Origin of the sequence: Nitrospirillum amazonense, assembly GCF_029594735.1 — a bacterium.
In the GTDB taxonomy this organism is placed as follows: Bacteria; Pseudomonadota; Alphaproteobacteria; order Azospirillales; family Azospirillaceae; genus Nitrospirillum; species Nitrospirillum amazonense.
The window spans coordinates 340,293-353,183 of sequence record NZ_JARPAF010000003.1; the positions used below are offsets into that span (position 1 = coordinate 340,293).

At 68.2% G+C, this 12,891-nt stretch carries 11 protein-coding genes; 3 read left to right on the forward strand and 8 right to left on the reverse strand.

Going from position 1 to position 12,891, the window contains the following annotated elements; all coding sequences use genetic code 11:
• The 3 genes from P5F91_RS19855 to P5F91_RS19865 form a co-directional block, all read left to right on the forward strand.
• A partial coding sequence (locus P5F91_RS19855; protein WP_277908042.1) for an autotransporter family protein occupies positions 1–1,850 on the forward strand: 1,850 nt, incomplete at its 5' end.
• A 229-nt stretch (positions 1,851–2,079) separates the two neighbouring features.
• Positions 2,080–2,427 (forward strand): RidA family protein, encoded by a 348-nt coding sequence (locus P5F91_RS19860; protein WP_145614012.1) that lies wholly within the window; start codon positions 2,080–2,082, stop codon positions 2,425–2,427.
• Between the two features lie 122 nt (positions 2,428–2,549).
• Entirely contained in the window at positions 2,550–3,890 is a 1,341-nt protein-coding gene (locus P5F91_RS19865; RefSeq protein WP_277908043.1) for an anti-phage deoxyguanosine triphosphatase, read from the forward strand.
• Positions 3,891–3,908: 18 nt separating this feature from the next.
• Here the strand turns inward: P5F91_RS19865 and P5F91_RS19870 are convergent, their stop codons facing one another.
• The 8 genes from P5F91_RS19870 to P5F91_RS19905 all read right to left on the reverse strand — a co-directional run.
• On the reverse strand, positions 3,909–5,102 hold the full coding sequence (locus P5F91_RS19870) for a prohibitin family protein (RefSeq protein WP_277908044.1): 1,194 nt from the start codon (positions 5,100–5,102) through the stop codon (positions 3,909–3,911).
• Positions 5,099–5,296, reverse strand: a complete 198-nt coding sequence (locus P5F91_RS19875; protein WP_145620636.1) for a hypothetical protein — start codon at positions 5,294–5,296, stop codon at positions 5,099–5,101. The genes P5F91_RS19870 and P5F91_RS19875 overlap by 4 nt, the downstream gene beginning before the upstream one ends.
• 102 nt (positions 5,297–5,398) lie before the next feature.
• Positions 5,399–6,010, reverse strand: coding sequence for a YcjF family protein (locus tag P5F91_RS19880; protein ID WP_145614009.1), 612 nt, complete (start codon positions 6,008–6,010; stop codon positions 5,399–5,401).
• 144 nt (positions 6,011–6,154) lie between these two features.
• On the reverse strand, positions 6,155–6,922 hold the full coding sequence (locus tag P5F91_RS19885) for a thioesterase II family protein (RefSeq protein WP_277908045.1): 768 nt from the start codon (positions 6,920–6,922) through the stop codon (positions 6,155–6,157).
• The gene (locus tag P5F91_RS19890; protein WP_277908047.1) at positions 6,919–8,631 is read right to left on the reverse strand and encodes a cyclic peptide export ABC transporter; all 1,713 of its coding nucleotides are present in this window, start codon (positions 8,629–8,631) and stop codon (positions 6,919–6,921) included. The genes P5F91_RS19885 and P5F91_RS19890 overlap by 4 nt, the downstream gene beginning before the upstream one ends.
• On the reverse strand, positions 8,628–10,292 hold the full coding sequence (locus P5F91_RS19895) for a cyclic peptide export ABC transporter (protein WP_277908048.1): 1,665 nt from the start codon (positions 10,290–10,292) through the stop codon (positions 8,628–8,630). Before P5F91_RS19895 ends, P5F91_RS19890 begins: the two co-directional genes overlap by 4 nt.
• A complete protein-coding gene (locus tag P5F91_RS19900) occupies positions 10,289–11,290 on the reverse strand; it encodes a TauD/TfdA family dioxygenase (RefSeq protein WP_277908049.1) in 1,002 nt (333 codons plus the stop codon). The genes P5F91_RS19895 and P5F91_RS19900 overlap by 4 nt, the downstream gene beginning before the upstream one ends.
• Positions 11,291–11,340: 50 nt before the next feature.
• On the reverse strand, positions 11,341–12,891 hold a 1,551-nt coding region (locus P5F91_RS19905), incomplete at its 5' end, for an SDR family oxidoreductase (RefSeq protein ID WP_277908050.1).

A 12,891-nucleotide genomic window follows, 5' to 3' on the forward strand; every position in this document is an offset into this window, starting at 1 on the left:
TGGCGGCGGCGGGCAACGACTACATCGGCGCCAGCCTGGATACGCTGAACAATACCGGCACGCTCAGCAGCCCGACCGCGCTGTACATCGCGGCCACCGGCGCCCTGGGCACCTTGGCCAACAGCGGCACCATCAGCGGCAACGTCGTGAACCTGTCGGCCAATGACCTGGTGGTCGCGGGCGGCACGGACGCCGCACCGGGCGCCCTGACGGGTGGCACCATCACCAATACCCGGTCCGATCTACGCTTCGTGCGCGGCGTCATGATGCTGAACGACCGCATCACCGTCGGCAGCCACAGCGTGGTCAACAGCGGGGCCACCTTGCTTGTGAACAGCGCGGTCAACATCACGGGCAGCTACAGCCAGACGGCGGGCAATCTGGTCATCGGTGTCAGTTCCACCACCAGCTACGGCGCCCTGGTGATCAGCGGCAGCGCCAGCCTGACGGGCGGGTCGGTGACCCTGGCGGCGGTCAATGGCGGCCAGCTGTCGGCGGGCAGCTACACCATCGCGTCGGCCGGCTCCACGCTGACGACCAGCAACCTGACCCTGACGGCCGCCGGCTACACGGTCACCAGTTCCACCATCACCGCCAACGGCGCCACGGACCTGGTCCTGACGCTCAGCAGCGGCAGCGGCGGGACCACCGGCCCCACGGGTCCCACCGGCCCGGCCACGCCCAGCACCCGGTATACGGCGGTGGGCCTGGCGGCGGGCGGTCCGGCGGCGGGCACCGGCCGGGCGCTGGACGTCATCGCCAACAGCGGCAGTGCGGCGGCCCAGGCCTTCCAGACGGCGGTGCTGACCCGCCTGTCCAAGCTGTCGGGCGAGGCGCAGCAGCTGGCCGTGACCCAGCTGTCACCGAGCCAGCTGACGCCGCAGATCAACACCTTCTCCGTCACCCCCTCCACCAACGCCATCAGCCAGCATCAGCAGCATGCGGCGGCCTACATGGATGGCCCAATGGGGGATGTAAACGGCAAGGGGGCGGCCGCCGGCTCCGATGGCCAGCAGGGCGCGGTGTGGGGCGAGATCCTGGGCGGCGGCGTGCTGCGCGGCAACAATGCCGACGCTGCGGGCTATAGCGGGACCACGGCCGGCTTGGTCATCGGCGCCGACTGGTACGCCAATGACACGGTTATGGCGGGCCTGGCCTTCAGCTGGCTGAACGGCTCGGTCAACGGCGAGGGCACCGCCGCCGGCAGCCAGACCAAGGCGGCCAGCTACCAGCTGACGGCCTACAGCGTCTGGCGCCCGGATTGGGCGGACCAGCGCCTGTCGGTCGAAGGCCAGGCCAGCTTCGGCTACAACCATTATGATCAGCGCCGCTGGATCGGCTTCCTGGGCGCCCGCGCCAACGCCAATTATGGCGGGGAGCAGTACCTGGGCAAGGTGACGGTGGGCTACGACCTGCCGGTCTCCGCCAGCTTCACCCTGACGCCGCAGGCCAGCCTGCGGGCCGTGCGCCTGACCAACCACGCCTATGACGAGCATGACGCCGGTCTGGCCAACATGGCGGTGGGCGCCCTGAAGGTGGACAACCTGACGCAGGAGCTGGGCGCCAAGCTGTCGGGTAAGATGGACACCGGGCTGGGCCGGCTGCTGCCGGACCTGCGCCTGGTCTGGGTGCACGACTATCTGAACAGCCCCATCGCCACCACGAGCGTCCTGGCCGGCACCAGCTTCGTCAGCAGCACCGGCCGCACCGCCGCCGACGGCCTGGGCATCGGCGTGGGTGCCACCCTGGACCAGGGTGATGGCTTCAAGCTGCGGCTGGAGTATTCCGGCGAGCTGCGCCGCGATTACCAGAGCCATGCCGGGGTTCTGCGCGCCACCTTCGACTTCTGAGGTGGCGATTTCCAACCGGTTCCCTGCCAAGTCCCGCCAGCCGCCAGCGGCGGGGCAGGGGGCCGCCGGCCGGATGTGTGGACGGGCTTATTCCCGCTAGCCCTCGCCACACGTCCGGCCGGGTCTGGCCAACCGCCGGCTGGACCGCGGCGGTTCTCGCGCAGGGCGATGTGCGGCTATAACCTCTCCGCGGGCCCGGGTGGCGCGCATGCAGAGGGGAGCTTTTTGAATGATCGAACGCATCGGCAAGGCGCAACGCTGGAGCGACGCCGTCGCCGTGAACGGCCTGGTGTTCCTGGCCGGCCATGTCGCGGATAAGACGCGTGGCCAGTCCGTCGCGGCGCAGACCGAGGACGTGCTGGCCCAGATGGACGAGACCTTAGCCAAAGCCGGCATCACCAAGGCCAACCTGGTCAGCGTCACCATCTACCTCGCCGACATGGCCGGCTTCGATGAGATGAATTCGGTTTGGGACCGCTGGGTGGATTCCGACAATCCTCCGGCCCGGGCGACGGTCGAGTCACGGCTGGCCTATCCCGATTTCGCCATCGAGATGACCGCCATCGCGGCGCGGTAATCCCCATGGGCGCCGGTCGGGATGGCCAAGGATTAGCTGCGGCATTTCCCGGCCGCGCCCGCTACACTCTCGCCCGATTTTGCCCACCTGATATGGGTCGGCGGCGGCGGTAGAGGGTACTTATGGTGTGGGATGAGCGGCGGGGCGACCGGCGGGGGCAAACCAGCGACACGCGCCGGCCGGCGGATATCGATTACGCCCGGGTCATCCACTCGGCCAGCTTCCGGCGGCTGCAGGGCAAGACCCAGATCCTGAATTTGGGAGACAGCGACTTCTATCGCACCCGCCTGACCCACTCGCTGGAGGTGGCGCAGATCGCCGGCGGCATCGTGCGCCAGTTCCAGCACCAGTTCGTCGGTCACCCCGCCCATCTGCATCTGCCGGACATCGCCCGGATCCAGGCCATCGGCTGCACCCACGACCTGGGCCATCCACCCTTCGGCCATGGCGGGGAGGTGGCGCTGAACTACTGCATGCGCGACCATGGCGGTTTCGAAGGCAACGGCCAGACGCTGCGGGTCCTGTCCCGGCTGGAGAAGTTTCCTGAGGGGGCCGGTGCCAACCTAACGCGCCGCACCCTTCTGGGCGTGCTGAAATACCCCGTGGCCTACCGTGAGGCCGCCAATCCCGCGGTCAGGCCCGGCCTGGACGCCAGGGCCACCACCATCCGCATCATCGACCGCAGGGCGTCCAAGCCGCCCAAATGCTATATGGACAGCGAGGCGGATGTGGTCGACTGGATCCTGGCGCCCTTGAGCATGGCCGACCAGGACGCCTTCCGTGCCTATGTCCGCCAGGACGGCAGGCATCACAAGCCCCTGCACAAATCCTTCGACTGCAGCATCATGGATCTGGCCGATGACATCGGTTTTGGCGTGCATGATCTGGAGGACGCGCTGGCCCTGCGGCTGATAGGGCGGGATGACTTTACCACCCGTGTGCCCCGCGAACCGTGCGCCGCCTTCCTGGACACGCTGCGCGGCCCTTATGCCGAGGAGTTCGGGGGCGACGCCTACACAGCCTTCGTCGACCGGCTGTTCGGGGAGGAGGACCAGCGCAAGCTGTTCATCGGCCGCATGGTCCACTACCTGATCGCCAGCTGCCATATCGACACGCGGGAGGCCTTTCAGGAGCCGCTAATCCGCTATCGCGCCGCCATGGATGACCGCGCGCGGAGCTTCCTGGACGCGCTGAAACAGGCGGTGATGGACATCGTCATCCTCAGCCCGGCCGTGCAGCAGCTGGAGTTCAAGGGCCAGAAGATGGTGGTGTCGGTATTCGAGGCCATGGCGTCTGAGCCCGCGAACTTCCTGCCGCGCGAGGTCTATGTCTGCTATCGGCAGGAAGGGGACAGCCCGCGGGTCATTTGCGACCACATTTCCGGCATGACCGACAACTTCCTGATGAAGACCTACGATCGGCTGTTCAGCCCGCACATGGGTTCCGTTTTCGACCAGCTGTGAAGCTCCCCAGGGCAGACGTCAGCGCTGCGGCGGGTCCGCCGCCGGCCCTGTCGGCTCATTGGGAAGGGGTGGGGCCTCCGCCGGTACGGTGGACACATTGGCGGGCGCATTGGCTGCTCCCGGTGCCGCCTCGCGTGCCACCGTCGGTTCCGGCCGCTTGGTGGCTGGGGCGGCGCCCAGCGCCGGCTTGGCCGCCTCGGCCCGGGGGGCGGGAGCGCGGCTATGGTCTTCCGCAGCCGGCTTGGGCGCCTCTTGCGGGTGGCCGTCGTCGCCTGTGTTCAAGATGACGGGCAGGCCGTCGCGGCCGCCGATGATGATGGTCTTGGCGTTGGGGGAGGTGGCGAAGGCGCTGGTCGCCTCGATGCCGCGCAGGCGCAGGTATTCCGGGGTGATGGTGTTGGCCACCGTCGCCTGGAAGTCCCGAATACCCTCGGCCTCAATGCGCTTGCGGTCGCGTTCCTTGGCCTCGCGGGCCAGGCGGAAGTCGTACTCCTGCATGATCTGCTGCTGTTCGGCCTTGCGCTCGATGGCGGCGCGCACGCTGTCCGGCAGGGTGACGCTGGAGATCAGGATGTCCTCCACCCGCACCAGGGCCGGGCCGTGGCCGCTGGCCATCTGTTCCTCCAGCGTCAGGGTATCGGGCGCGGTCTCCCGCGTGGGCAGGGGGAATTCCTCGCGGTCGCGCTTCAGCAGATAGGCCTGAATCTCCGCGCGGTTCAGGGAGTAGAATTCCTCGGGGCTGTGCTGCGAGACGAATTCGTAGAGCAGCGAGGCGATCTTGGGCCGCACCAGCGTGTCGGCGTAGTCGGGACCCGCCAGCTTGTGCACCAGGCCGGCGGCATGGGGATTGATGCGGAAGCGCACCGACATCTCCACCTCCATGGTCAGGCCATTGGCCGCCACGGCGGGATAGGTGCGCGTCAGGGTCTGCAGCCGGCTGTCGTAGATATAGATCTGGTCCCAAGGGGCGATGACGTGCGTCCCTTCCTCCAGCACATGGTCGGTGACGGTGCCGTTGCCGAAGCGGTGCCACAGCACGCCGACGGACCCGGCGGGCACGGCGACGACCACCGCCGGGGCGAGCGCCAGGGCGGCCAGCAGCAACAGCAGCCCTGCGGCATAGAGCGACAGGCTGTTGGCGTCGGCCCAGCGTTTCAGCCGTTGACGTAAGGAATGCGGGCCGTTCTTGGCCCCGGGTTCGGCCATGGTCATCGTTCGGTCGGCGTCCGCAACTGGTCACGCACCCGCGAACTCTGCCGGCCCACCGCCTGGATCAGGAAGTTCAGCAGGGGCGTCAGGATCAGGGCCAGTAGGAAATGGCCCATGAAGCCGATGGTGGTGTTGCGGCCCATGACACCACAGAGGATGCAGGCCAGCAGGTAGATGACGATGACGGTCAAGGGCATGAGGTGCGCATTCCCGTGCGAGTAGGCTCGTGCAAGTGGTAGGCCTCGGAATGGAATGGCTGACGCCGGTTCCATTCCAAGGTTACCACAATTCAAACGCGATCAGGCGGCCGCAGCAGCCGCCTGCGCCGACTTTCCACGCACTTCGTTGAACTTCTCCTTGAAGAAGTTCGTGACCTTGGCCGGGTCGAAGGTGAGGAAGGTGCCGCCGGAGGCGAAGTGCTGCGCGAACACCTTGCCCAGGGCGTAGGTGAAGGCCGCGTTGAAGGCCGGCTGGGTCAGCAGGCCCAGGACCGGGCCAACCAGCGGGATGGCCTTCAGCGTGTGGCGGAAGGCGAAGGAGCCCAGCAGGCTGCCGCCCAGCGTCGCCGGGGCGACGGTGGCCAGCAGGGTACCGATGGCGGCCTTGCCGATGTCGCCGCGGAAATCCACGCCGTAGTGCTTGGCCAGTTCGCGCAGCAGGTTCAGCTGCACGCCGGCCAGCACCGCGTCATCCAGCAGCACGACCGGGATGACGGCCGAGCCGGCCGCCAGCAGGACGTGGGTGCGGATGATGTGGCGGACGGCGACGTCATCCGCCACGGCCACGGCCGCGTGGGTCGTGTCGGCAGCGACCGCGTCGGCCGGGGCTTCCGTGGTGGTGGCCGTGGGGGACACGGCCTCGGGGCCGGCCGCCGCGGCCTCTTCTGGGGTTAGTTCTTTCTTCGTGACCATGATCTCACGCTCCAAAGAAGACGTTGAGGGGGGACCGGTCCGGACCACGGGTCCGGCTTGTTCCATCCCGGAAGGGACGGCCCGATGTGACTGGCCGCCGGCAAGGGCCGGCAGCCCGACGATATGGGCTAACCAATAACGGGCTCATGACAGCGGTTCCCCGGTTGAGGAAGCCGCCAATGCGTTCTTTAAAAATAGACTGTGAATAAGGCGGACGTAATCGTCGGGATTTTCCTGAATGAAAAAATGACCTCCTTTCATTGTTTGCAGTTGGAAACTGCGAGCCCTTACCGTTTCCCAGGCCGCGACCTCGTTGACCGCGACGGTCGTGTCGGCATCGCCGGCCAGGGCCACCAGATCGAGGGGCAGGGGGGCGGGGGCGGCCACCTGATAGCGGTCGGACAGGGTGAAGTCCGCCCGCAGCAGGGGACGCATCAGGTCCATCAGGTCCCGGTCCGCCAGCACCTCGGGCGGTGTGCCGCCCAGGCGTTGCAGCTCCTGGTCCAGGCCGGCGTCGTCCAGCTCCCACACCGGCGTGCGGTTGGGGGGCAGGTGGGGCGCCCGGCGGCCGGAAACTACCAGGCCTAGGGGCGGGCGTCCCTCGCACGTCAAGGCCTCGGCCACCGCGTGGGCGATGGCGGCCCCCAGGGAATGGCCGGCCAGGACCAGGGGGCGCTGCGGCAGGGCCTTCAATGCCGCCACCAGGGGCGGTACCACTTGATCCATGCGAGCGGCGGCCGGTTCCTGCCAGCGGCCTGGCCGGCCGGGTAGCAGCACACCCCAGACGTCCAGGCCCGGCGGCATGCCCTTGGCCAGAAAGTTCAGCGCGTTCAAGCCGCCGCCGCCATAGGGGAAGGCGACGATGGTGCCGATAGGGTTCGTGTCCCGGATCAGGGGATGCAGCCAGCTCATGCCGGGACCTCCGCCGCTTCAGCCGGGGTGGTTTCGGGCGGTAGGGGATGGACCAGGCGCAGGCGTCCTTCCGACATCTGGTAAACGCGGTTGGCCAAGTCGAACCAGCGCTCGTCATGGGTGACGCAAATGACCACCTTGCCCTGCGCCTTCAATTCCGGCAGCAGCTGTTCGTAAAAGACGGCGCGGAAGTGGGGGTCCTGGTCGGCCGCCCATTCGTCCAGCACGATGACCGGCTTGTCTTCCAGCTGGGTCAGTACCAGGGCCAGGCGCTTGCGCTGCCCGGTGGACAGCCGGACGGTGGTGAAGGCGCCGTCGGCCACCGCCACCTTGTCCTGCATCTCCAGCCGGGTCAGCAGCTCACGCACCCGTGCCGGATCCGGCGACGCCACGCCGTACAGTCGGCGCGACAGATGGTAATCGGAGAAGATGGCCGAGATCCGGTCGCGATAGTCCTGCAAGGCCGCTGCCGGCACGGGCGCGCCATTGACCAGCAGCGTGCCGTGGTCCAGCGGCATAAGGCCGGTCAGCAGGCGCAGCATGGTGGATTTGCCGGAGCCGTTGCCGCCGGTGATGAAGGTGACCTCGCCGCCGTGGAACTCCGCCGTCAGCGGCCCCACGGCGAAGCTGGGCGTGCCGTCATCGTTGCGATAGGCGAAGCCGGCCTCGGCCAGGGCGATGGACCGGGGGGCGGGCAGCGCCGCCACGCCATGGGCCGGTCCCCCATCCAGGGGCGCGCGGCCCGCCGGCACGGGGGCGTCGGCGGTGACGGCCCAGCGGCCGGCGGCCTCGGCCAGGCGCCGCTCCATGTCCTCGATATTGCTCAAGGCCCGCTCGGCCATGGACACCATGGGCGTCACGAAGGACACGGTGCTGATGGGGCCCACGATGAACAGGGCGGCCGTCGTCACCGGCACCACCACCTTGTAGTATTCCGCCGATACCAGGGGCACGACGAAGACCATCAGGCCGATCAGGGCGTAGAACATGGCCTCGATCAGCGAGAAATTGCGTACCCACTGGGTCTTGGTCTCGACGTTCACCCGCCGCGCGCGGGATGACGCCGCCCCCACGGCCCCCACCAGGGCGTCGGCCCGGCGGCGGCTCATGCGCGCCTCCTTGAAGCCCTGGGTCAGGTCGGTCAGGCCATCGAAGACGTCGGCCTCCGCTTGGCCGGATTCCGCCAGCATTTCCTTGAACGAGCGGGTGCGGCGATAGCGGATGGAGACCGCCAGGCCAGCGAAGGCGAAGGCCAGCACGCAGGCCAGGGGCGACAGGTAGGCCAGGTAATAGGCCAGGAACACCAGCATAACCGCCTGCTGCGCGCCCACGGCCAGGATGGGCAGAACGCGGGCCAGGATCTGGGTATCCTGGATCAGCACGCCGTGCAGGGCGGCGCGGCCGATGCGCTCCACCGTCACCAGGTCGGCCCGGCGCACCGCGTCGAACACCCGCATGCGAAAGGTGTGGATCAGCCGTTCGGCATCGCGCGACGCCGTCACCAGGATAGCATTGTGCGACACACAGAACAGGGTGATGGTCACCGCGTACATCAGCACCAGGCGCGCGTCGACCTTGTCCGCCTCCTGGCTGGCCGCCGCCACCAGGCCCAAGAGGGCGGTGGTGGCGACGGCCGACACCAGGTTCATGAAGGTCAGCATCTTCAGGTTCTGCGGGATCTCCCGCAGGACGACCTTGGCCAGTCTCATGCCGGCACCTCCCGCCCATGCCAGGCGGTATCCAGCGGCACCTCGCGCAGGCGGCCCTCCTCCATGTGCAGGCGCCGATCGGCCACGTCGAAATACTGGTCGTCGTGGGTGACGGCGATCAGGGTCAGGCCCCGTTCCTTCAGGGCCGGCACCACTTCGCGATAGAATTTGCGGCGAAAGTGGGGGTCCTGGTCGGCCGCCCACTCGTCCAGGATCAGCACGGGCTTGTGCTCCAGCAGCGCCGCCACCAGGCCCAGGCGCTTGCGCTGGCCGGCGGACAGGTCGCGGCGGGCGAAACGGTCGCCGTCCACCCGCGTCACCCGCTGCATCTCCATCCAGCGCATCAGTTCATCGACCTCGGCCGTATCCAGCGCCGGCACGCCATAGAGGCGGGCGAACAGGTGGAAATCGGCGAAGACGGTGGCCATTTGCTCGCGGTACGGGTCCAGCCGCTGCGGCCCGATGGCCAAATCGTCCACCATCAGCCGGCCGCGCATGGGCTGGTACAGGCCGGTCAGCAGCTTGATGAAGGTGGACTTGCCGGAGCCGTTGCCGCCGGTGATGAACACCACCTCGCCCCGCCGCAGGGTCAGGTCGAAGGGGCCGACGGCGAAGGCCGGCTCACCGGCCGGGGCCGGGAAGGTGAACTCCACCCCATCCAGGCGGATCTCGCGGAAATCGGCCGGCAGGTCCAGGGATGGGGCGTCCTGGCCCGGCTCAGCCAGGGCTGCCAGGTCCTTCCCCAGGTCCAGCATGCGGCCGGCGGCGCCATCGGCGGCGGTCATGACCGCCAAGGATTGCATCAGGCCGAAGATGGGTGTGGACAGGAAGATCACCGCCGCCGCGACCTTCACCATCTGCTGCGAAAAGCTGCTGGAATAGTGGGGCAGCACGAAGACCAGGATGCCCAGCATCAGGTTGAAGACCATCTCGCCGAAGATGAACTGCTGCCAGGTGTGCATGTGCACGCGGCCGCGCTGGGCCATGGTGCGGTCTGAGGTGGTGACGAAGATCCTGTTGAGGTCGTCGCTGCGGGCACTGCTCAAGCGCTGTTCCTTGAAGCCGTCGAACAGGTCCGACACGCTTTCGAACAACGCCTCCTCCTCCGCCATCAGCAGGACCTGCTGTTCCTCCAACGCCCTGCTTAGCCGGACATAGAACCAGGCCCCGCCCGCCAGCACGGCGGAGATGACGAGGAAGGCCAGCGGCGACAGCACCGCCATGTAGACCAGCACCGCGATGACAGAGAGGACGGAGCGCAGGGTGATGGCCATGAACTCGGAATTCTGGGAGATCAATTGCCCCGCCTGGGTCACGCTTTCGAACAGTCGGGCCTGGCCGAACCTCTCCAGCTTCAACAGGTCGGACCGGCGCACCTGGTCCACCAGGCGCATGCGCACCGTGTCGACCACCTCTTCCAGATAGGCGGCCATTTGGGTGACCATCCAGCCTTCCGTCGCCATGTAGGCGGCAAGGCTGGCCAGGAAGGCGCCGGCCAGGACGAAATTGACGCCCGCGCGCTGCTGCTCCGCGATTTCGGAGGCGGCGGCGTTGACGATGACCAGGATCAGAGTGCTGGACAATGCCGATCCCGCCGCCGCCAACAACAGGCGCCGGATGCGGGCGGGACCGATAAGCTTGATCAGGCGGAGAAGGTTCACGCGGCCCGTCCTACGCTGGGGGCGTCCGCGCCACCATAGGCGGACAGCGGAACGTCATCGTCGACGCGGATGCGCCAGACGTGGCGTTCATGATCCGCGAAGGCGGTGCGGCCGTGCAAGGCCATGTGATTGTTCACAAAATGGATGCTGTCCGCCGGCATGGCGATCTGCAGCAGGGCCTCGGGCCGCCGCGCCTCCGCCAGCAGCAGGTCCAGCGCCCGGCGCACGTCCGGCGTGTCAGCGGCCGGGTGCAGGGCCAGCCCCTTCATCAGCGTGTCGGCGCGGAAGCGGATGCCGGGCCGCTCGGCGAAGATGGTGGCGAAGGTCACCTCCACCGTGTCCGTTCCGCCGTTGGCGGTGAAGACGCCGGGGATGCGGAAGGGCAGCACCTTGCGCGACAGCAGGTCGATGGCCCAGCGTCCCTCCTCCGTCGCGGACAGCGACCGCTTCAGGCATTGCAGGTCGCGCACCAGGGAGACGCCGCCGCCGCAAGCCGCTGGGCGGATGTAGTACAGCATCATGTACCGCTCCGGCCGGGCGAAGTACTGTGTGTCGGTGTGCAGGTCGGCCTCGTCGGCGTGCTCGGAAAAAGTGGTGGCCGCCTTCTGCTGTCGCACCTTCACGTCCCAGATGACGCGGCGGTTCACCTGGTCCGTCGCGGTCGGACGGCCCATGCAGGCCGCCAACGCGAACAGCACCTGGGCCCGCTCCTCCAGCTCCAGGTGCGCGAGGCCGGCTTGGCGCACGGCGATGCCGCTGTAGTCGGTCTCCAGGATATGGCATAGCGCCTCGGCCATGGCGGCCAGGGTAGGACTGGCCGCGGTGAGGGCGGCGCGCAGGTCCATGGGTGCGGCGGGCGGCACCAGCCGCTCGATCCGGAGGTCGGGGCCGTAGAAATCCCGCAACGCCGCCTGCACGCACAGGCGTTCCCGCTCGGGCACGGGCGACAGGGCGAAGTCGCCGATGCGGAGGCCTAGGTCCTCAAGATGGGTCAACATGGCTCGTCACCGTCTTGGAAACAGGATGGGCTGAGGGGTTTGGGGAAAGGTCAGTAGGCGTCACGGGCGGCCTCCATCATCGCGGCCAAGCCGTCGGCGGGCAGCCCGTCCGGCCAGTGGAAGCCCAAGCGGGCCAGCAAGGCCTGGGTCTTGGCGGTCGCCAGCTCAGTGCGGCGGTCGCGCTCATGTGGCGATTCCTGGCGATAGATGCCGAAGGTGGGCAGCAGCTCGGCCAGCGGCTTTTCCATCGCCGGGTCGTTCAGGGTGGCCTCGATCCGCGCCAGCAGTTGGCCGTAGTTACCGGTGCCCAGGTGATCGGCCATGCCGGGCGCGGCGCGCATGACCTGGGCCAGGAAGTCGCGGCGGGCGTGATCGACGTGATGGGTGTGGTGGGCCAGATCCGGCGCCTGCGCCAGGGCGACCACCGCCTCCGCCACCTTGTCGACATGGCACAGCCAGGCGTGCATGTCCTCGGGCACGAAGCGCAGGCGGGTCAGCGCCGCCGTCAGGCGGAAGAAGGCGTTCTGTCGGATGTTGCGCTGAAGGGCGCCCCCTTCCGCCGCGAAGACGACGTTGCCCACGCGATGGATGCTGGCGTTGGCGATCTCGCCCCGCGCCGCCACCACCAGATGCTCCGCTTCCTGTTTGCTGCGGACATAGTAGTTGTCGTCCAGCGTCGCGTGGTGTTCGTCATACTCGGTGTACAGGCGGTAGCCATCGTCGGGCGATCGGCCGCACACCGACAGGGTGGAGATGAAGTGCATGTCGGCTGTGCGGCCCGTGCGCCGGCCACGCTCAACCGCCAGGTCCAGCAGGTGGCGGGTGGCCAGGACGTTGTCGGCGTGGCTGTCGCGGTAGTGGCCATAGTGGTTCACATTGGCCGCGCAGTGGAGGATGGCGTCGGCCTCCACGGCCAAGGCATCATGCCGCCCCTCGGCCAGGCCCAGGTCCGGTGCCCGCAGGTTACCGGCCCAGGCTTGGACCCGGCCGGACGCCAGCAAGGTGGCCACTGTTTCACTATCGAAATAGTGCGCCAGCGCCTGGGAAAGACGGGCATGCGCCTCCGCGTCGTCGCGGCCGCGGACCAGGGCAGTGATGCGGCGTGCCGGGTCCGCTGCGAGGTGACGCAGCAGGTAGGCGCCGAGATAGCCGGCGGCCCCCGTCAGCAGGACATGGCCGTAGGGACGGCTGGCTACCGGGGCCGAGGCCGCCAGGGACTCATACCGCTGGCGATACGCGGCCAGCAACGGCTCCAGCGTGGCCTCGCGTTCCGCCTCGAACGCGGCCTCGCGGGCCTTGAACGCCTGCCAATGCGCGCGGGCGCCGGCGATCAGACCGGTCAGCTGGCCCGCTTGTGGACGGCAGCGCCGGGCAAAGTCCTCCAGCCGGGGGTTTTCGTATAGGTCGTTGACCGTGCACGCAAATTCCCGGCGCACACGGTTGACCATGGCCGTGGCGCGCAGGCTGTCGCCGCCCAGCTGAAAGAAGTCATCCTCCCGTCGCAGGCCGCCCACCTTCAGCACGGTGGACCAGATGGCGGCCACGCGTTCTTCCACAGGCCCTTGGGGTGGGGTGCCGGTGCGGTGATCGCCATCCATGGA

Bases quoted from the DNA above. Each gene is read 5' to 3' on its own strand.
- P5F91_RS19860 (WP_145614012.1), top strand. From the start codon at position 2,080: ATGATCGAACGCATCGGCAAGGCGCAACGCTGGAGCGACGCCGTCGCC.
- P5F91_RS19865 (WP_277908043.1), top strand. From the start codon at position 2,550: ATGGTGTGGGATGAGCGGCGGGGCGACCGGCGGGGGCAAACCAGCGAC.
- P5F91_RS19870 (WP_277908044.1), bottom strand. From the start codon at position 5,102: ATGACCATGGCCGAACCCGGGGCCAAGAACGGCCCGCATTCCTTACGT.
- P5F91_RS19875 (WP_145620636.1), bottom strand. From the start codon at position 5,296: ATGCCCTTGACCGTCATCGTCATCTACCTGCTGGCCTGCATCCTCTGT.
- P5F91_RS19880 (WP_145614009.1), bottom strand. From the start codon at position 6,010: ATGGTCACGAAGAAAGAACTAACCCCAGAAGAGGCCGCGGCGGCCGGC.
- P5F91_RS19885 (WP_277908045.1), bottom strand. From the start codon at position 6,922: ATGAGCTGGCTGCATCCCCTGATCCGGGACACGAACCCTATCGGCACC.
- P5F91_RS19890 (WP_277908047.1), bottom strand. From the start codon at position 8,631: ATGAGACTGGCCAAGGTCGTCCTGCGGGAGATCCCGCAGAACCTGAAG.
- P5F91_RS19900 (WP_277908049.1), bottom strand. From the start codon at position 11,290: ATGTTGACCCATCTTGAGGACCTAGGCCTCCGCATCGGCGACTTCGCC.